The organism is Thalassococcus sp. BH17M4-6 (genome assembly GCF_049323015.1).
Taxonomy (GTDB): domain Bacteria; phylum Pseudomonadota; class Alphaproteobacteria; order Rhodobacterales; family Rhodobacteraceae; genus Puniceibacterium.
Map to the genome: position 1 here is coordinate 1 of NZ_JBMPGU010000029.1, position 18716 is coordinate 18716.

At 63.7% G+C, this 18716-nt stretch carries 16 protein-coding genes and 1 pseudogene; 6 read left to right on the forward strand and 11 right to left on the reverse strand.

The window, feature by feature from the left end; genetic code table 11:
- Positions 1-78 precede the first annotated feature (78 nt).
- A pseudogene (locus tag ACOXXX_RS21325) lies at positions 79-216 on the reverse strand (transposase); the annotation flags it as partial.
- Between the two features lie 390 nt (positions 217-606).
- Between ACOXXX_RS21325 and ACOXXX_RS21330 the strand changes: the two are divergent.
- Entirely contained in the window at positions 607-2691 is a 2085-nt protein-coding gene (locus tag ACOXXX_RS21330; RefSeq protein ID WP_422828648.1) for a hypothetical protein, read from the forward strand.
- A gap of 654 nt (positions 2692-3345) precedes the next feature.
- Here ACOXXX_RS21330 and ACOXXX_RS21335 read toward each other — a convergent pair.
- A complete protein-coding gene (locus ACOXXX_RS21335) occupies positions 3346-4545 on the reverse strand; it encodes a thiolase family protein (protein ID WP_422828649.1) in 1200 nt (399 codons plus the stop codon).
- Positions 4532-6049, reverse strand: coding sequence for a class I adenylate-forming enzyme family protein (locus tag ACOXXX_RS21340; RefSeq protein WP_422828650.1), 1518 nt, complete (start codon positions 6047-6049; stop codon positions 4532-4534). The genes ACOXXX_RS21335 and ACOXXX_RS21340 overlap by 14 nt, the downstream gene beginning before the upstream one ends.
- A 100-nt stretch (positions 6050-6149) precedes the next feature.
- Here ACOXXX_RS21340 and ACOXXX_RS21345 point away from each other — a divergent pair, with 100 nt between their 5' ends.
- Positions 6150-6566, forward strand: coding sequence for an acyl-CoA thioesterase (locus tag ACOXXX_RS21345; protein ID WP_422828651.1), 417 nt, complete (start codon positions 6150-6152; stop codon positions 6564-6566).
- Positions 6567-6578: 12 nt separating this feature from the next.
- Here the strand turns inward: ACOXXX_RS21345 and ACOXXX_RS21350 are convergent, their stop codons facing one another.
- The 3 genes from ACOXXX_RS21350 to ACOXXX_RS21360 are packed head-to-tail and all read right to left on the reverse strand — an operon-like array spanning position 6579 to position 8421.
- Complete coding sequence (locus tag ACOXXX_RS21350) at positions 6579-7127, reverse strand: biotin transporter BioY (protein WP_422828652.1); 549 nt, start codon at positions 7125-7127, stop codon at positions 6579-6581.
- 24 nt (positions 7128-7151) lie between these two features.
- Positions 7152-7748, reverse strand: a complete 597-nt coding sequence (locus ACOXXX_RS21355; protein WP_422828653.1) for an energy-coupling factor transporter transmembrane component T family protein — start codon at positions 7746-7748, stop codon at positions 7152-7154.
- Positions 7741-8421 carry an energy-coupling factor ABC transporter ATP-binding protein gene (locus ACOXXX_RS21360; RefSeq protein WP_422828654.1) on the reverse strand — a complete coding sequence of 227 codons (681 nt, stop codon included), beginning with the start codon at positions 8419-8421 and terminating at the stop codon, positions 7741-7743. The genes ACOXXX_RS21355 and ACOXXX_RS21360 overlap by 8 nt, the downstream gene beginning before the upstream one ends.
- A 142-nt stretch (positions 8422-8563) precedes the next feature.
- On the opposite strand from ACOXXX_RS21360, the gene ACOXXX_RS21365 reads away from it, so the two are divergent.
- Positions 8564-9553 carry a zinc-dependent alcohol dehydrogenase family protein gene (locus tag ACOXXX_RS21365; RefSeq protein WP_422828655.1) on the forward strand — a complete coding sequence of 330 codons (990 nt, stop codon included), beginning with the start codon at positions 8564-8566 and terminating at the stop codon, positions 9551-9553.
- Positions 9554-9842: 289 nt separating this feature from the next.
- Here the strand turns inward: ACOXXX_RS21365 and ACOXXX_RS21370 are convergent, their stop codons facing one another.
- The 3 genes from ACOXXX_RS21370 to ACOXXX_RS21380 form a co-directional block, all read right to left on the reverse strand.
- A complete protein-coding gene (locus ACOXXX_RS21370; RefSeq protein ID WP_422828656.1) occupies positions 9843-10652 on the reverse strand; it encodes a MipA/OmpV family protein in 810 nt (269 codons plus the stop codon).
- 167 nt (positions 10653-10819) lie between these two features.
- Positions 10820-12097 (reverse strand): NADH-quinone oxidoreductase subunit NuoF, encoded by a 1278-nt coding sequence (nuoF, locus tag ACOXXX_RS21375; RefSeq protein WP_422828657.1) that lies wholly within the window; start codon positions 12095-12097, stop codon positions 10820-10822.
- A 391-nt stretch (positions 12098-12488) separates the two neighbouring features.
- The gene (locus tag ACOXXX_RS21380; protein ID WP_422828658.1) at positions 12489-12863 is read right to left on the reverse strand and encodes a helix-turn-helix domain-containing protein; all 375 of its coding nucleotides are present in this window, start codon (positions 12861-12863) and stop codon (positions 12489-12491) included.
- A gap of 224 nt (positions 12864-13087) precedes the next feature.
- On the opposite strand from ACOXXX_RS21380, the gene ACOXXX_RS21385 reads away from it, so the two are divergent.
- From ACOXXX_RS21385 to ACOXXX_RS21395, 3 genes are all read left to right on the forward strand, one after another.
- On the forward strand, positions 13088-13942 hold the full coding sequence (locus ACOXXX_RS21385; RefSeq protein WP_422828659.1) for a LysR family transcriptional regulator: 855 nt from the start codon (positions 13088-13090) through the stop codon (positions 13940-13942).
- A 96-nt stretch (positions 13943-14038) separates the two neighbouring features.
- The gene (locus tag ACOXXX_RS21390; protein WP_422828660.1) at positions 14039-14794 is read left to right on the forward strand and encodes a hypothetical protein; all 756 of its coding nucleotides are present in this window, start codon (positions 14039-14041) and stop codon (positions 14792-14794) included.
- Between the two features lie 88 nt (positions 14795-14882).
- Positions 14883-16016, forward strand: a complete 1134-nt coding sequence (locus ACOXXX_RS21395; protein WP_422828661.1) for an MFS transporter — start codon at positions 14883-14885, stop codon at positions 16014-16016.
- Between the two features lie 50 nt (positions 16017-16066).
- On the opposite strand, the gene folD is transcribed toward ACOXXX_RS21395, so the two are convergent.
- Positions 16067-16969, reverse strand: coding sequence for a bifunctional methylenetetrahydrofolate dehydrogenase/methenyltetrahydrofolate cyclohydrolase FolD (gene folD, locus ACOXXX_RS21400; RefSeq protein ID WP_422828662.1), 903 nt, complete (start codon positions 16967-16969; stop codon positions 16067-16069).
- A gap of 79 nt (positions 16970-17048) precedes the next feature.
- The coding region (locus tag ACOXXX_RS21405) for a formate--tetrahydrofolate ligase (RefSeq protein WP_422828663.1) at positions 17049-18716 on the reverse strand (1668 nt) is incomplete at its 5' end.

Here is an 18716-nt window from a genome sequence, read left to right on the forward strand (position 1 = left end):
ACGAGAATGCCAAGCTCAAGCGGCTGCTGGCCGACACGATGCTGGACAACGTCGTGCTGAAGGCTTCTCTGGGTTGCGCCGATCCTGCTGGATCCAACGGCTCAGTGTCGAGAAGCCAACGCCAAAATCTGCAGCAACCTGCTTTCGCGGCAGCCCGCTGGTTAACGCTACCCGCACTGCTTCTGCGCGGAATTCCGGGGGGGGGTTCGATGCCATGATGTCTCTCCTTTGTGGCAAAATACCAAGTCAAAGGAGCGGAACAATTCCGTGACAGGTCCAGGGGTTTCAGGCGGTGCGCGATTTCGTGCGGGGCGAGATCCACGAGACATCGAAATGACAGCCAGGAAGTTCTGCGGGTTTGACGTAAACGGTTGGCGCGACTTCGTTGCCAAGAATTGGCGCTCAAGGCCGGGGGAGGAAGACGAGGTCGGCCCCGTCGAAGTAGTTCCAAGTGGCCCGCTCACTTCTATCGTTAATGTCGGAAATGCTGGCACAAGCCGTTGGATCGGAGGCGCTCAGGCAGACGCCGCCCCTCACGGACTTGGTGGGGGATGGGGTGAAGTCGGAGCACCAGAGCGCCGCATTTCGGTCCGGGAGCTCCTCGAAATGAAGGACGAGGACGTCACAAAGTTGGCGTCCTGCTTCGCGGGATCGGCCCAGGGGGCCGCCTACAACATCGCGTCAATCGACGAGGGCCAAGACGGGTCCGAGACGGCACAGGAACACCTGCTCGCTGCACTGTCCGCCGGCAAGTATCGGAACGGCCTCCTTGTCTGGCGTCCTGTTCTCGCAGCGCTCTATGCAATCGAGCATGGTCTCGTTGCGGAAGGACAGCGCTTGGGTGTGGTCTGCCAGGACAGGCGTGGCTTGGCCGTTCAACACCTTCTCATCAGGGGGGCACGCGGCGTCCTGGCACCGGAACGGCGCGAGGCTGCGACGCATACGCCGGGGAGTATCGGATACGAAAATCTCGTGCATGCCGCGCGTAAGGCCGCAATCGGCCAGGCCGGCCTCACATCGAGAACGGCCCATCGCGCCATCGCACGTTCAGTCGGAAAGATGGCCTTGGGAATCACTTGTCCGCCCGAGATGGTTCGGGTCCAGAACGGGGACTGGGAGCTCCTCGATTTGAGCGGATACCAAGCTGCCGAAAAGATGACGGAATTCCACGAGGGTCTCGACCTGCAGGGCTGCGACGTGGTGATCTTGGAGACTCTGACCGAAGGGGCTCTCAAGAACCGCATCGCCGCAAGTATCGGGGTCTCGTCGCCCGTTTCCGTCAGCGTGCTGTCGGCAAAGGCCGTGGCACACGGCGCCTTGCTTGCGGCGCATAGGGCCGGGGACGGGGCGCCGATCTTTTTCGACTTCTTGCCCAGGCTGTCCACCATCGTCTACGGGGCTGATGGTGCGGCGAATTTCGATCTCATAAAACCGGAAGAGACGCTTAAAGCCGGCCGCACTTATCGGAGTCCCGACCCGGCAACGCTCGCGATACCGGCGGGGCAGGAGAATGTCTCCGTGTATCTTCGAAAGGAAGCTTCGCCACCACCGCGAAAGGCGACCATCGCGATCGGCACGCCGCTGAGGGAACAGGCGGCCGTGTCGCTCTGGGTCGAGCAGAAACCGGCGGCCGGTCGGGCAAGAATCCTGATGGAAGCGCCAATATTGGGTCGGAGCTTCACGGTTGACTGGGACGATGCGCAAGAAGATGCCCGATCTTGGGATGAGATCATCGAAAGCCAGCAGCACCATGTCTCAATCCCGCAGCGCTTGGTTCTTCCCTGCGGGATGCCCGCTTGGGAAGACACCGCACGCGCCGAGGGGCTGCTCAGTCTTCTCCAGTCGGAACCCTTCCGCATCAACCCCGATTGGGAAACGCTCGCGGCGAAGCTGTCGCAACGGCCGTTTGGACAATACTGCATCTCCAGCGATGGCGATCTTCCCGCCGAAATTGGCCGGGAGGAAATTGAGCGACTCGATATCCTGACAGACAAGGCGCTGGACATTACACGCAGACGCCTGGCCGGCAAAACGGGCGCAGGGACCGAGGACAACGCGGCCTTGAAGTTCCTGACCTGGCAGTTCCGGCGCTGTCCGACCGACGTGGTCAAATGGTTGACGGAGTGCATCGAGACGCGTGGGCGTGCCCACCCGTTCGTGCGCCACCAGATGAGCTGGGTCCTCGTCTTCCAGGGGCTGGGACGGATCCTTCGCGATGAGGAGGCCGTCGAGCGCGTCGTCGAGATTCTTCTGTCCTCGGACGTCGAGAACTGGGTGTGGAATCGGCAAAGCGCGTGCATGGCCTTTCTGCTGTCGCGGTCGGACATGACCCCGATGCTACTGTCTCGGAAGGACGTTGACAGATTGGCAAGCCGCACGCTGGCGGATTTTAGGCGCAACATCGGTGAAGAATACACCAAATTCAACTACGCGCCCTTTCTGCTCGCGGGTCTTCTCAGGTGGCGCCTCAAAGACCCCACGGCCTTGGTGTCTGGCATTGATCCCTTGGCCGACGATTTCCTGGCGATCATCGAGGAAGTCGAAGTTGATCTGATTGTCCGCCGTAGACCGAGTGCCAACCTCCAGCGGCGACGCGACAAGATCTTGCCGATTCTTGGGGATCTCAAGGAGGAATTGCTCGGCGAAGGTACAAACCCCGATCTCCTTATGGACATCTACGGTGCGAGCTGAGGCTAAGATGCTGCGTGCGCAGTTCAGCGAAGGCACTTGTAGCTTCTGCACATGCCTCAGGGCTCCATGCTTGCCAAGTCAGCCGGGAGGCTGACGCAGGGGATGCGGATATGGTGAATGGCCGCTCACCGCTCGCCTTAACCCAGATTTCCGTAATGGTTGCAGATACAAGCGCGCACGCGCGCCGAGCGCCGGGAGGTTCCCGCTCAGCCAATGCATGCAGGCCCGGAAGGTCTCCTGCCATTCTCATGAAGACCGGGAAGCTGTCGCGAGGAGCACTGGGCTTCCATGCTCGCTGTGAAAGGACTAAAAAGAAGGGGTTGAGAGGCATTATGGGAGCCGGTGCGTGCTGAAACTGACGGCGAAAACCTTTGTGCGTAGTCCACGAAATCCTTTGTGCGCAACGGGTTATCGAACGCGTTGAAATCACAAAGGTTGGGGCGAAGCACTACGCGCGCGCCTACAGCCGGAGTCATTGCAGCCAGAACAGCCTATCGATTTGGCCGATCTGTCCGGCCTGATCGTCCAGAAGGTCCTGCCGCCGGACGGAAAGGTCTGAGCGCCCAAGACGGATCAAGCGACCGTCCCGCTGGAAGCCGCAAGGACTTCGGCGAAAGCGTCCGACTGGCACAGGCGATTTGTACGGTAGCCGGTCTAACCGATCGCCAAATTGCGGAAGGCGGCTGTCTGACCCATGCCGCCGCCGATGCCCATGGTGGCAAAAGCCAGCGCGCCGTCCGGATGCCTGCCGCCGGACCGCTGAAATTGGTGAAAGATGCGCGTCACGAGAAGTGCGCCGGACGCGCCGAAGGGGTGCCCTAACGCCAGTGCGCCGCCGTCGCGGTTTATGCAGTCAGCCGCCAGCCCCAGTTCGTCCAGCGATGCCAGAACCTGAGCGGCAAAGGCCTCGTTGAATTCGATGATTGACGCGTCATCGAGGGACAGATCCGGGTGTTTCGTCAGCAGTTTGCGGGTGGCGGGCACCGGGCCGATTCCGAGGATGCCCGGCGCGACGCCCGCGGTCGCCGCCCCGGCAAAGCGCAGTCCGCGCCGCCGGCCCAGGCGCCGCGCCTGCGCGAGGCTGGTCACGACAACCACCGATGCCCCGTCATTGAGCGGGCAGGCGTTGCCTGCGGTCACGGTTCCGTCGTCGGCAAAGACCGGTGGCAAGGCGGCAAGCCGGTCCGCCGACGTGTCCGCCCGCGGGCATTCGTCCCGCGACACCACCCCGCCCGGCGTCGTGATGGAAACAGTCTCGGCGTCAAAGAGCCCGTCGGCCTGCGACGCCACGGCGCGGCGATGGCTTTGCAGCGCAAGCGCATCCTGGCGCGCGCGGCTGATGCCGTAACGGCGGGCGACGTTTTCCGCGGCAACGCCCATCTCGGGATCGCCGATATCATCGGGGGCAAACCGGGCGCGGCCGAAGAATGACGGCAAATCGCCGGGGCGGCGGGGCCGGGCGACCCGCCAGGGTGCGCGGCTGGTGCTTTCCACCCCGCCCGCGAGGTAAAGCGTACCGGCCCCCGCCGCGACCAGATGGCAGGCGGTCACGATCGCATCAAGGCCCGAACCGCACTGACGGTCGAGCGTGACGCCCGGCACGCTGACTGGAAGCCCGGCGCTCAGCGCGGACAGCCGCGCGATGTTGCCGCCGCCGCCGGTCGCATTGCCAAGGATGACATCGTCCACCTCTTCCGCCTCCGCTCCGCTGTCGGCAAGGGCGGCGCGCAGGACCGACGCGGCCAGATCCTGCGGTTCGATCTCCGAAAGCGCGCCAAAGGCGCGGCCTATGGGGCTGCGGCGGGCGGCGACGATGACCGGGTGTCGGTCTTCCGGCAGGTCAGAGTGGAACAAGCCGCGCATCCTCCTTCTCAATCCATTGGGCAAGCTGGCCGGTGGCGATCTTGCCGCTGGCCGTCATAGGCCATTCCTGCGTGATCAGGAACCGGCGCGGCACCTTGTATTTCTGCATATGCGCCCCGCAATGGGTGGTCAGCTCCGCCACGGTCGGGGCCGGCTTCTGTGCGTCCAGGCCAAGCACGGCGACAACCGCCTGGCCAAGCGACGGGTCAGGCAGGCCAATCACCGCCGCCTCGGTGATCGCAGGGTGGTGCCGCAGGCAGGTGGCGACCTCCTCGGGATAAATGTTGTTGCCGCCTGAGATCACCATGCCGTCGGCGCGGCCGATGATCCGCAGGGCCCCATTCCCATCGATGCGCCCGATGTCGCCCACGGTGGCCCAGTCCCGGTCCCGTCGGAAAGCGGTCGCGCCGTCCTGCCAAAGATAGCCGTCGATGGTCTGCGCGCTGCGCACCCAGATCGTTCCTTCACCGCTTTCCAACGGTGCGCGAATGTCGATTTCGACCCCGGGAAAGGGGTGGCCGACCCCGGCCCTCCCGCCTGCAATGCGCGGCTCATCGGGGCGATGCGACGCCGTGGTGACAAACCCAAGCTCTGACGCGCCGTAGTACTCGGTCACGTTTGCGCGCGGCGCGATCCTTGATAGCTCCGCCAGCAATCGGTCGTCCAGTTTGGCTCCGGCGGTCGTCACCTGCCGCAGGCTGTCCAGCGGCGCGCGGTCGGGAGCGGCGATGTACAGCGCGTCGATGACTGAGGGTACGCAGACCAGTCGCGCCAGCCGATGATCCGCCATCAGGTCCCATGCGGTGCTGGCCGAAAAGCGCCCCATGGCATGAAAGCACGCGCCGGCGTCCAGCGTTTCGGCCAATGCGTATAGCGACAGGCCATGTGTCAGCGGGCCGGGCGACAAGGTGTGCAGGTTGGGGTGCGTACCGAAATGCGCCCGCCCAGCCCCCAGCGACACGCGCCAGCCGCGCCGGTTGCGCAGGAAAGCTTTGGGTCGCGAGGTCGTGCCAGAGGTGAAGGCGATCAGGAACGGATCGCTGTCTTTCGGCTCCGCTGGCGCCGGATCTGTGTCGGACAAGGCATCGAGGTCGGCGGGGGTGTCGAGCGGGACCACCGGAAAGCCCATGCCGTGAAAGGTCTCTGCCCATTGCCCGGCAATAAAAAGCACGTCCGGCGGCAATTTTTCCAGCGTGGCGCGCAGTTGGGCCGCAGGCAACAACGGGTCGAGCAACATCACGCAGGACTGCCCTGCCAGCGCCGCCACCAAGCATTCCGCCACCATTGGGTGATTTCCCATGAGCAACGCAAAGACCGGGACGTCACGCAGCGGCGCCTGCGGGCGCGGCCCCCGGGGCAGGGCCGCGACATAGGCATCCAACCGCGCGGCGCGGCGCGCCAGATCGCGGTAGCTGAGCGCCCGGCCGTCGATCGCCACGGCGCAGGCATCCGGGCGGTTCCGACTGTGCTGTCTCAGACGATCCCAGAGCGGCATCCCGATCCTTTCCTGCTACCGACCATCCGCCGCAACATTGCGCCATCCTGAAACGCAGCGTATGCCGAACACACCCGCCCATTTGCAAGGACGCCGCATCGTGCCCGCACCCTACCGCATCGCCGTGCCCTTCCGCGACGTGGATATGCACGGGCACATGCACAACGCCGCGCACGTCAGCCATTTCGAGGCGGCGATCAGCCATTTCCTGCGCGAGGCTGGCCTTTCCGACCATTTCCGCCCCGACGGGGCGTTTGTCTTTCATGTGCGCAAGGTCGAAGTGCTGTTTCATGCGCCGTCGCGTTACGACGACCTTGTGCAGATCGACTGCCCGATCCGCCGCCTGGGCCGGTCCAGCCTTGGCTTTGCCCCGCGCATGACCGGAGAAGACGGCACGCTGCGCGCGACAGCCGAGATCGTCTGGGTCTGCGTGGCCCGGGGCGAGGCCGGCTCCGCTACAATTCCGGACAACCTGCGCGCCGCGCTGCAGCCCTACTTTGTGGCTCAGGCGTCCTGACCGGAGTGTCGCCTACCTTCGCGATGCCAGATCCGGATAGGCCCGGCGCACGCCGCGGGCGATGAGGGCAGCCAGCACCACCTTGATCAGATCGCCGGGCACAAAGCCGATGGATCCGGCAAAGGCCTGTGGCAGCGAAAGCCCGGCTGCGAATGAGAGCCAGGGAATGCCGATGAGGTAAACGACCCCGACCCCGCCCGCCGCGATGTAGAGCATCGAAAGGGGCAGGGTCACGGCGCCACGGTGCCGTTCGAAAAGCCAACCGATCACGAAGGCCCCCAGCGGCCACGCCAGGACAAAGCCGCCCGACGGCCCCAGAAAGATGCCGAACCCGCCGCGCCCGCCGGCCAGCAGCGGCAGGCCGATGGCCACCAGCACCGCAAAGAGCAGGAGCGCCAGCCCGCCGCGTTTCGCACCCGCCAGCGCGCCTGCCAGCATCACACCCATGGTCTGCGCGGTGATCGGCACGCCGATCGCGGGCAGGCTCAGTGGCGGGAACAGGCCCAGCGCCGCGGTGAGCGCTGCGAAAAGGGCGATATAGACGATGTCCTTGGTGCTCATGTAGGTGCTGCCTCCGGAGGGGTTTCAGGCGTTGTATCCGCGCGCTTCGATGGCTTCGGCGATGTCGTCGGACATGCGCAGCGTGCGGGTGACGACAGGCACGGCGACGGCCACGATGCTGCGGTCAAGCCCGCGCACCTTCTGCGCCTCGCGCACCTCGGCGGTGATCTGGGCCAGCACCGGGATGAACCGTAGCGCCAGCGACAGGGCCAGGCTGATCTTTGCAGGATTGAGGCCCAGATACTTCAGCATCCACAACCCCCGCTCGATCCCGTCGATCATGTCCGACACCCGGGTCGTCAGGGTCAGCAGCCCCGCCAGCAGCAACAGCGCGGCAAAGCGCGCCACCACGAACGCGCCGGCGGTCCAGCCGTTGATCAGACCCTGCGCGATGAGAATCGCCACGAGTATCCACAGCGCGGGCCGGATCTGCGCCCATGCGGTTGCGAGCGGCAGTCGCGACAGCGGATAAAGCGCAAGCGCCGCCAGCAGGCAAAACGCAATCAGCCAAAGCTGGCCGATCAGGAAGACGACGGTGCCGCAGAGCGCGAGCGCCAACACCTTGGCCCCCGCGGGCAGGCGGTGCAGGAAGGACTGTCCGGGGCGGTAAAGCTCAAACATCGCGCATCGTGTCCCGGTAGGTGCGCAGGGCCATGTCAGGCGGGCCGTCGGCGATGATCCGGGTGTCGGCAAAGACGATCACCCGGTCGAAATCGCCCAGCAGATCAAGGTCGTGCGTCACCACCACGGCGGTCTGGTCCAGTGCGTCGATGGCGCGCGCCACGCGGATCTTGTTGCGCAGGTCCAGCAAGGTCGTGGGTTCGTCGAAGACGATGTAATCGGGGGCCATCACCAGCACGCCGGAGATCGCCAATAGCTGCTTTTGCCCGCCGCTCAGGAAATGCGAAGGGTGCGTGCGGTGATCCTGCAGGCCGTAGCGGTCCAGCACCTCATCGGCCTTCCGGGCGATTGTGTTCTTGTCGTACCCGAGGTTCTTCATGCCAAAGGCGATGTCTTCCTCGACCGTGGGAAAGACGATCTGGTTGTCGGGATTCTGAAACACGAAACCGACCTTGCGCCGCACCGCCTTGCCGTCCTTGCGGGTGTCGAGTCCGTCCACGCGCACCTGCCCGGATGAGGGCAGAAGCAGCCCGTTCAAGAGCCGCGCAAAGGTGCTTTTGCCGCTGCCGTTGCTGCCGATGATGCCGATCCGCCGCTCGGTCAGGGTCAGGCTGATGTCGCGCAACACGACCCGGTCCTGATAGGCGACATGGACAGACGTAAGCTCGATCAAGGGGAGGGTCCGTCGTGGCTGTGCGGGGCGTCGGGTGGTCGGCGACTGATACCGCCCGACCCAAGAGGGTTCAACGCCTGAATCGGCCGTGGCGCGGCGTCCCTTGTCATCGCGCCCGTGGTCTGCAATGCCAAGCCTCGTGATGGCAGAGCAGGTGTTTCAGAATTCCGCGCTTCGATACGCCGCGTTCGGCGACCCGCGCAAGGTGCTCCGGCTCGAGTCGGGTACGCTGCCGCCGGTCGCGCCGGACGCGCTGCGGATCGAAATGCGCTACGCCCCCATCAACCCGTCCGACCTGATCCCCATCACCGGGGCCTACAGCCACCTGATCACCCCGCCGATGACCGCGGGATACGAAGGCGTGGGTCGGGTGGTGTCGGCCCCGGCGGGAAGCGATCATGCTTCGGGGCAGCGGGTGCTTGCCCTGCGCGGTGCGGGCACATGGCAGCGGTTCGTCGATTGCGATCCGGCGATTGCCGTGCCGGTGCCGGACGATATCCCGGATACGGTTGCCGCGCGGGCCTATATCAATCCGCTCTCGGCGCTGCACCTGCTGCGGCTTTGGCCGGTTGCCGGAAAGCATGTGATGCTGACCGGCGCGGGGTCCTACATCGCGGCACTTCTGGCTCAATGGGCCTATGCGGACGGCGCGGCGAGCGTCACGGGCGTGTACCGGTCGCCAGAACGGCTGGATTGGTTAAGAGCGCTTGGTGTGCAGCCATTGGCGGAGCGGGACAGCGACCGTGTAGTCGCGAGCGCGAGGCAGGCGGACATCGTTTTCGATGCGGTGGGCGGGTCGCTGGGATCGGCGGTGCTGGGTGCGATGCGCAGCGGCACGGATTGCGTCGGTTACGGCCTTCTGTCCGGCCAGCCGGTGCTGCCGCCGCGCGGCACGTTGGCATCCCACAGACGTTTCCATCTACGCGATGTCCTGCGCGACATGGATGCGGCGACGTGGCAGGACGGCTTTGTCCGGCTCTGGCCGCGGCTGCGCGCCACGCGCCTGCCGGGGACCCAAGAATTCGAGATGGCGCGCTGGCGCGAGGCGCTGGATGCCTTCGATGCGCCGGGTCGTTGGGCCAAGCCCTTGCTGCGGCTTGGCCCACCGGGAACCCGGAATGAAAGTGTATAGCGTGATGCGATTGCTTTGAAACGGCTTTGAGCGGACGTAGGAGCCAAGCCCCTAGCGCGGAATCAAGGCCGAAGGCCCCCGCGCCATCGCAGTCGCGCGCCCACGCGGCTACGATTTGGCTGAGCTTGGTGCATAGCCGGGGTAGCGTGCGGACCTGGCTGGCATAAACCGCGCAGCGAAAAGATCTGATCGCAGCCGCGCGCGACTGCAATGGCCGCGGCTCCTCGCCCAGTTGCGCAAGGTCCGCTTCAGGTTGCTCGCGCGCGGTTCAGTCTGTCTGCGTCTCGCGCTAGCCGCCGAGGCTGAAGACGCGGGTCAGGCCAAAGCGGATGCCCCACTGATCTGACGAGCCGTGACGGACGATGGGGCTGTCCTCGGCATCGTTCTGGAACGCGTCGTAAGTGACCGCGCCTTCAAGTCCCCAGACATCGTTGATCTGGTAGAGCATGCCCAGTTCCGCGCCGACGCTGACCAGACCGCCGTCGGCGTCATAGGCGGGCAGGCGGGCGCTGGCCTCGGCCGGGGACACGCCGAAATAGGTGTCGGAATAGGTGTCGTCCCCGAACAGCACGCGCGGGCCCAGCGTCAGCTTCAGTCGGTCAGAAGGGCGAAACACCGCATCGGCACCGGCTTCGAGAACATAGCCTTCGTGCCCGCCAAAGCCGCGGCGGACATCGGCGAACGCCTCGAAATTGCGGGCGGTGTAGCCGATGCCAAAGCCAAGCTCGACCGCGGTGTCGACCTTGTCGAGGCCGGCCAGTTCGGAATGGTCGTTGGGGTCACGTTCGCCGATGACGGCCAATGCGCCGTGAAAGTCCCAGCCGGGGGTGTCGGCCCAAGGGTCGGGATTACCGAATTCGCGCCCGCCGGGCAGACGCAGGAAATGGAACTTGAACCCAAGGTCGGGTCCGATCTCGGTTTCGTCCGACCCGAAATACGCCGGGTTTGCGGCGACACCGCCGCGCAGCGAAAAGACAAACGCCGGGCGCGGGGCAGGCGCGGGGGCTGCGACGGCGACCTGCGGCTCCACGGGGTCGGGACCGGCGGCCAGGGCGGGCGTGGCAGCCACGGCAAGAAGGGCGAACGCAAGACGGGACATGGCAGTAACCTTTGTGCGCAAGAGAGTGCGGGGAAAACCCCCGGTTGTGGCGTTTCTAGTAAAGTTACCGGTCAACGCAACGGCACCGGCGCGCATGCCGCGTCAACGTGATGAAATTAGCGCAGCGACTGCGCGGGATACCGCCAATGCTGGCGGTCGCGCCGCGCTCAGGCGACGAAACGCTTGGATTTGATCCGGTCCTCGATTTCGTCCCGGAAGTTGCGGATCAGGCCCTGGATCGGCCAAGCTGCCGCGTCGCCAAGCGCGCAGATCGTGTGTCCTTCGACCTGCTTGGTCACGTCAAACAGCATGTCGATCTCGTCCGCCTCTGCGTCGCCGCGCACCAGACGATCCATCACCCGCATCATCCAGCCCGTGCCTTCCCGACAGGGGGTGCACTGGCCACAGCTTTCGTGCTTGTAGAATTTCGACAGCCGCCAGATCGCCTTGATGATATCGGTGTTCTTGTCCATCACGATCACCGCCGCCGTGCCCAGGCCCGAGCCCAGTTCGCCGCGCAGGTAATCGAAATCCATGATCGCGTCTTTCATCTTTTCGCCGCGCACACAGGGCACGGACGATCCGCCGGGAATCACCGCCAGCAGATTGTCCCAGCCGCCGCGAATGCCGCCGCAGTGCTTTTCGATCAGCTCTTCAAAGGTGATCGACATCGCTTCTTCGACGACGCAGGGGTTGTTGACGTGGCCCGATACGGCAAAAAGCTTGGTGCCCGCGTTGTTCTGACGGCCGAATCCGGCGAACCATTCCGGCCCGCGGCGTAGGATCGTCGGCACGACGGCAATCGATTCGACGTTGTTCACCGTCGTGGGGCAGCCATAAAGCCCGGCGCCCGCCGGGAACGGCGGCTTCATCCGCGGCATGCCCTTCTTGCCCTCGAGGCTTTCCAGCAGCGCGGTCTCCTCACCGCAGATATAGGCGCCGGCACCGTGATGCAGGTAAAGATCGAAATCCCAGCCCGATCCGGCGGCGTTTTTGCCCAGCAGACCAGCGTCATAGGCCTCATCAATGGCGTTTTGCAGGGCCTCTTTCTCGCGGATGTATTCGCCACGAATGTAGATGTAGCAGGCATGGGCCTGCATCGCGAAGCTGGCGATCAGGCAGCCCTCGATCAGCGTATGCGGATCGTGCCGCATGATTTCGCGGTCCTTGCAGGTGCCCGGCTCTGATTCGTCGGCATTGACGACCAGATAAGCAGGGCGGCCATCGCTTTCCTTCGGCATGAACGACCACTTGAGCCCGGTCGGAAAGCCCGCGCCGCCGCGACCGCGCAGGCCGCTGGCCTTCATCTGGTCGATGATCCAATCGCGACCGTTCTGGATGATCTTCGCGGTGCCATCCCAATGGCCACGGCTTTGGGCGCCCTTGAGCGTGCGGTCATGCATCCCGTAGAGGTTCGTGAAAATGCGATCTTGGTCCTGAAGCATGCCTGAAAGCCACCTGAAAGGTTAGGAAGGTCATGGATTGTTCAGGATTTTGGATACCTTTCATACCCGGGCGAGGCAAGGCGAAAGGGGGAAAGGGCAGACCGGCGAACAGCGCACGGCCTGCCCTTTTTCAAGATAAAACAAGCACTCGGAACGAATCGGTAAAGCGGTCACTGGTGACTTACGAACAGGGCACTGGTGACGAACGAACAGTAAACAGGCACTGCGCACCGAAAAGGCCGATGCGCAGTGCAAAAAAATCACTCGTTACGAACAACGCGAACACTGGTTACGGTAAAGACATCTCTCGTTAACTTGCGGGCAAACAGGGGACGCCCGCAAAACCTTGACTGGCCACCGGGCCTGCGACGGACACCCGCCGACTGTCGGCTCAGGCCGTTCCCTTCGCGTCGCTGCCCTGACACAGCCGGATCAGTTCCAGCATGTTGTGCTTGATCTGCGCATCCTTGAGCTGGTGCAGATGCCAGGCTGTTTCGGCCACTTTGCGGGGAATGTGATTCTGTTTCGTGGCGAGTTCTTCGTCGATTCCCTCAAAGAAATTGTTCGGGGTGACGTTCAGAACCTCGCAGAATTGCCAGAGTTTGCTGGCGGAAATGCGATTGCTGCCTTGCTCATATTTCTGCACCTGCTGGAAAGTTACGCCCACTTCCCCCGCAAGCGCCGCCTGCGACAAACCGTTGGCTTCGCGCAAAAACCTCAGTTTCGCGCCGACGTGACGGTCAATCTCTTCACTGGACAATTTCATCTAATCTCCTCACTTATAAGGTTTTTAAACCGACACTGTTTCGATAGAGCGAACAGTAGGATAGTCGCGCTATAGTTGTCATACTTCGGAAGCAGCCTTGTTGAAAATTGCAAATATTCTGGACGTTTACGTATAAAAAATGTTCTAGTGGTGTATGAACTATCATCCGGCCGATTGAGCAGCGAACGGAGAAGACTGTGTCCCGATCTAAAGACCCCGGCGACGTGACCGTCGCGATGCTGCGCGCCTTCGTCACGCTGAGCAAGAACCTCAACCTGACGGAAACCTCTGATCTTTTGGGGGCGACACGGCAGACGGTGCGGCGGCATATCTCGGATCTGGAGCGAATCAAGGGCCGCAAACTCTTTGCGCTGGAAAGGCAGGGATATGTCCTGACGCCCTATGGAAAGGACGCCATTGCCGACGCCGAAAGCTTTCTGCGGCAGTTGGAATTGTGGTCCGGACGCTCTGCCATGACGCGCCGAAGCCTGAACTGGCTTGAAAGCGCTCATTATCTAGATGCCAACGGACGCGAGTTTTTTTCGCAACAGCATCCCATCGTGCGGATCGCGAGCGATGGCCTGCCGATCATGCGCTGCGCGCTGGCGGCCTGGGGCCAGGCGCTGACCCAGATCGAGGATCCGGCCATGTCGGACGTCCGACCGTTCCTCGTCATTTACCGCAAAAGCCCAAAGGGCTGGATCTGTGTCGAGGTCGGCGAACGCTCTGCCTACGCGCTCTGGTTCGGCTGGGCCTGGTCCAAAAGCGCCATCGGCCGATTGTCCGAAGACGACAATGCAGGCAACAATTTCAATGACTTCATCGCCGGAGCCTATGCCCGCATCTATGGCGAGGGCGGGGTTCGCCTGGACCATCTGCATGCGCACCTGCCGCGCGAAGACACCGAAGAGCCCGTCCCGATCAGCTTTCAGAGATTGCTGATGGGCTGCGTATTTCCAGACGGCACTGCGGGACTCGCCGTTCTGGTTCTAATGACCAACAAGGTTGATATCAGCGCACTGCGCGAAGGCACGTTCCCACCAGTACCGGAAGAGTTCGTAATGGACTCGGATTTATAAAAAATGCGCTTTTTTTCAAGAACACGCGCGCGAAACTGGCCATTCGCTGATATTTTTCCTTTTGTGGTTGTGACACATCCAGAGGAAGGAACATCAATGTCTGCAACGAATCTGTTTACGATGATCATGAACGTGGGGAATATCACCAAAGAGCTCGAGGCCGCCGGCATGCGGCTCGAGATTGGCGGTGACTTTGCGCAGTATCGCAAGATGCGCAACGCCCAGCATGACCGGTCGCCGATCTACCCGATGTTCGATGTTTGCAGCTCATATGTGGATGAATCGAATGCCTTCTGGGTCTGCGGCTTCAACGATCGTGACGAACTGGTGCACACCCAAGCGATTCGGCGGCTGGACCTGGATGAGGTCTCGCTTGACCAGCATCTGAACATTCACCGGCACAAGTACATCACCCCAAACTCGACCCCCGACCCGGACGAGACCTTTTATTCGAAGGCCCCGGCGATCGAGCGAATCACTGGTAAGGTCTGCTATCACGGCGAATTCTGGCTGAGTGGCGGCGAAGGCGGGCATCGCAGCCAGGGCTTCACCGCGCTGCTGTCGCGCGTCGTCTTCGAAATCGCGCTCAAGATCTGGGTGCCTGACTACGTCTTCGGCTTCGTGCCGGCGCAGCTGGCCTTCAAGGGCATTCCGTACCGCTACGGCTACACCCATTGCGAGCCGGGCGCCTGGGTCGGCCCCGACAAGCAGATCACCTCGGAAGAGGCGCTTGTCTGGATGAACACCCGCGACATCGTGCATTTTCTGGAAACGCCGCCGCAGGCCCTGTCGCCCACGCGCCAGATCCCCGGTCGTCGTGCCGTGGTCAATGCCATAGGTGCGGTCGCTTGAAAGCCAGAAGACCCCTCATCGAACGTTCGCCCGATCCGGCCTTTGACAACCCCGCGTCTCTAGAGCCGAGACGGAAAGGCGGCCCGGGATGAGCGTGACGCCTTACCGAACCATCGCTAGCCCCATCGTCGCCAGCACCGCCTTCGTGATGGAACTGACGCTGGTGCCGCTGCTGTTGCCGATCATCCAGTCAGGCTATGACCTCACGGTTGGCGACATCGCGTGGTTCTTCAACGTCTACGGCATCGCCGTGGCGCTGGGCGTGATCGCCGGGGGGTGGGTCGGTGACGTCTTTGGCGCCCGCCGGATCTTTGGCACCGGCGTTCTGATGTTCACGCTGGGTGCACTGGTGGTCATCTCGGCCGAAGGCTTCATGACCCTTCTGATCGGGCGGGCGCTGCAGGGCTTTGGCGGCGGGCTGTTTTCGCCCGTCGTGCCAGTCCTGCTGACCAAGGCATTGCCGCAGAAACCGGGCAAGATCCTGATCATCTGGGGCAGCGTCACCGGCTATGTCGCAGCCTTCGCGCCCTTGGCGGCGGGCTGGGCCATCGGCCTGTTCGGCTGGCAGTCGGTCTTTGCGCTTTTTGCGATCATGGCGTCGGCGGCGCTGGCCCTGTCGCTGGACCGCGCGCCCGAAGTGGCCCCGACGCGCGGGCGGGTGCTGCCGAATCTGCGGCTGCTGTTCGGCATTCGGAACCTGTGGTTCGTCTTCGGCTACATCTTCTGCACCTACGGGGCGATCACCTTCTACCTCTTCAGCCTGCCCTTCCGGCTGACGGATGGGGGGTTCGGCGCCGAAGCGATCGGGATCCTGCTGGCGGCGATCTGGCTCAGCTTTTCGGTCTCAAGCACGCTGTTGCGCAACAGCGTCGACGGGCCCCAGATCACGTGGGTCGTGATGGCCGCACCGCTTCTGATCGCGGGCAGCTTTTTCACCGCGTATCTGTCGGATCACATTCTGATGCTTTTGGCCTCTGCCGTACTGATCGGGGCAGGCTTTGCTTGCAGCAATGCGCCCTCGACCCAGCTGGTGCTGAAATTCGCACCTGACGGTCTTCGCTCTGTCTCGACCAGCCTCGACATCACCTTTGCCCGGCTGGGCGGGGTGGCAACGGTGGCGCTGTTGGCGCAGCTGGACATTGCCCTGTCCTTCGCGGCGGTGATCCTCTTCTCACTCTCCGCCGGGGTTCTGGCCCGCGTGGTGTCGAAAGAATTTGCCTGAGCACGGCCGCCGCCGGGCCTTGCGGTCCGGCGGCAGCGCTCCACTTTCCATCAGGCGGTCAGGCCCTCGGGCTCCTCCAGCCCATTGGCGCGGCAGCAGGCTGTCAGCGTGTTGGCCAGCAGGCACGCAATGGTCATGGGGCCGACGCCGCCCGGCACCGGCGTGATCGCCCCCGCCACCTCGGCGCAGCTTTCGAAATGCGCGTCTCCCACAAGCCGCGTCTTGCCCTCGCCCTTTTCCGGCGCGTCGATGCGGTTGATGCCGACGTCGATCACAGTGGCGCCCGGCTTGATCCAGTCGCCCGGAACCATCTCGGGCCGTCCCACGGCGGCCACGACGATGTCGGCGCGCTTGACCACAGCGGCCAGGTCCTTCGTGCGCGAATGCGCGATGGTCACGGTGCAGCTGTCGCCCAGCAACAGCTGTGCCATCGGCTTGCCCACGATGTTCGACCGGCCCACGATCACCGCATCCATGCCTGACAGGCTGCCATGATGATCGCGCAGCATCATCAGGCACCCCAGCGGCGTGCAGGGCACCATGCTTTTCTGTCCGGTGCCCAGAAGACCGACGTTCGAGATATGAAAGCCGTCGACATCCTTGGCCGGGTCGATCGAGTTGATGATGAGGTCGGAATCGAGGTGATCGGGCAGCGGCAGTTGCACCAGGATGCCATGCACAGCCGGATCGTTGTTCAGCTTGTCGACGACCGCCAGCAGATCCGCCTCCGACGTGTCGGCATCAAGCTTGTGTTCGTAAGAATTCATCCCGACCTCGACGGTCTGCTTGCCCTTGGAGCGGACGTAGACCTGGCTGGCCGGATCCTCGCCCACCAGCACGACGGCCAGGCCGGGCGTGATGCCGTTCTTCTCCTTGATCTCGGCCACCCGGGTGGCGACCTTTTCGCGAACGGTGGCGGCGAAGGCTTTGCCGTCTATGATCTTTGCAGTCATCTCGATTTCCTTGTCTCGGCTCCGGGTCCGGTCGGACCTCTCGCCGCTTTTGCAGTTCAAAAATGCCGGGCGATGCCCCCTAGAACAGGCCCTCGATGAGGCCGTCGTCGTTGAGGCGGATGGATTCGGAGGCGGGGGTGCGGGGCAGGCCGGGCATGGTCATGATCTCGCCGCAGATCGCCACGACGAACCCCGCGCCCGCCGACAGGCGCACTTCGCGCACCGGCAGGCGGAAGCCCGTGGGCGCGCCGCGCAGGCCCGGGTCGGTGGTGAAGGAATACTGCGTCTTGGCCACGCAGATCGGCAGCGTGCCGTAGCCCTGCGCCTCCCATTCACTCAGCTGGCTGCGGATCTTGCCGTCCGCATCCACCCCGTCGGCGTGGTAGATGTTCTTGGCGATCGCCTCGATCTTCTCGAACAGCGGCATCTCGTCGGGGTAGAGCACCTTGAACTCCGACACGCCCGAATCCGCCACCTCGGCGACCCGGCGCGCCATCTCCTCGATGCCGGCACCGCCGTCGGCCCAGTGCTTGCACAGGATCGCCTCCGCACCCTGTTCGGCCACGTAGTCCTTGACCGCCTGCACCTCGGCCTCGCTGTCGCCGGCAAAGTGGTTGATCCCCACCAGCACCGGCACGCCGAAGCCTTTGACGTTGGCGATGTGCCGCCCCAGGTTCGGGCAGCCCGCCTTGACCGCGTCCACGTTCTCGGCGCCCAGGTCGGCCTTGGCCACGCCGCCGTTCATCTTCATCGCGCGCACCGTCGCCACGATCACCACCGCATCGGGGGCAAGCCCCGCCTTGCGGCACTTGATGTCCATGAACTTTTCCGCGCCCAGATCGGCGCCGAACCCGGCTTCGGTCACCACATAATCCGCCAGCTTCAGCGCCGTCCTCGTGGCGATGACCGAATTGCAGCCATGCGCGATGTTGGCGAACGGCCCGCCGTGCACAAACGCCGGGTTGTTTTCCAGCGTCTGCACGAGGTTGGGCTGCATCGCATCGCGCAGCAGCACCGTCATCGCCCCGTCGGCCTTGATGTCACGGCAGTAGATCGGCTCCTTCTCTCTCGTGTAGGCGACGATCATGTCGCCCAGACGTTTCTGCAGATCGGCCAGGTCCTTGGCCAGGCACAGGATCGCCATCACCTCGGACGCGACGGTGATGTCGAAACCGGTCTGGCGCGGAAAGCCGTTGGCCACCCCGCCAAGCGAGGTCACAACGTCCCGCAGCGCGCGGTCGTTCATGTCGAGCACCCGGCGCCAGGCGACGCGGCGTTCGTCGATTCCCAGCGGGTTGCCCCAGTAGATCGAATTGTCGATCATCGCGCTTAACAAATTATGAGCGCTGGTGATGGCGTGGAAATCGCCGGTGAAATGCAGGTTCATGTCCTCCATCGGCACCACCTGGGCATAGCCGCCGCCCGCGGCCCCGCCCTTCATGCCGAAGTTCGGCCCAAGGCTCGCCTCGCGGATGCAGATCGCCGCCTTCTTGCCGATCCGGTTGAGCCCGTCGCCCAAGCCCACGGTCGTCGTGGTCTTGCCCTCGCCCGCGGGCGTCGGGTTGATCGCGGTTACCAGAATCAGCTTGCCATTGGGCCGGTCCTGCACCGAATCGATGAACGCCTGACTGACCTTGGCCTTGTCGTGACCGTAGGGCAGCAAATGCTCCGCCCCGATCCCCAACTTCTCCCCAATCGCCTGAATGGGCTCCTTAACCCCCTCACGCGCTATCTCGATATCCGTCTT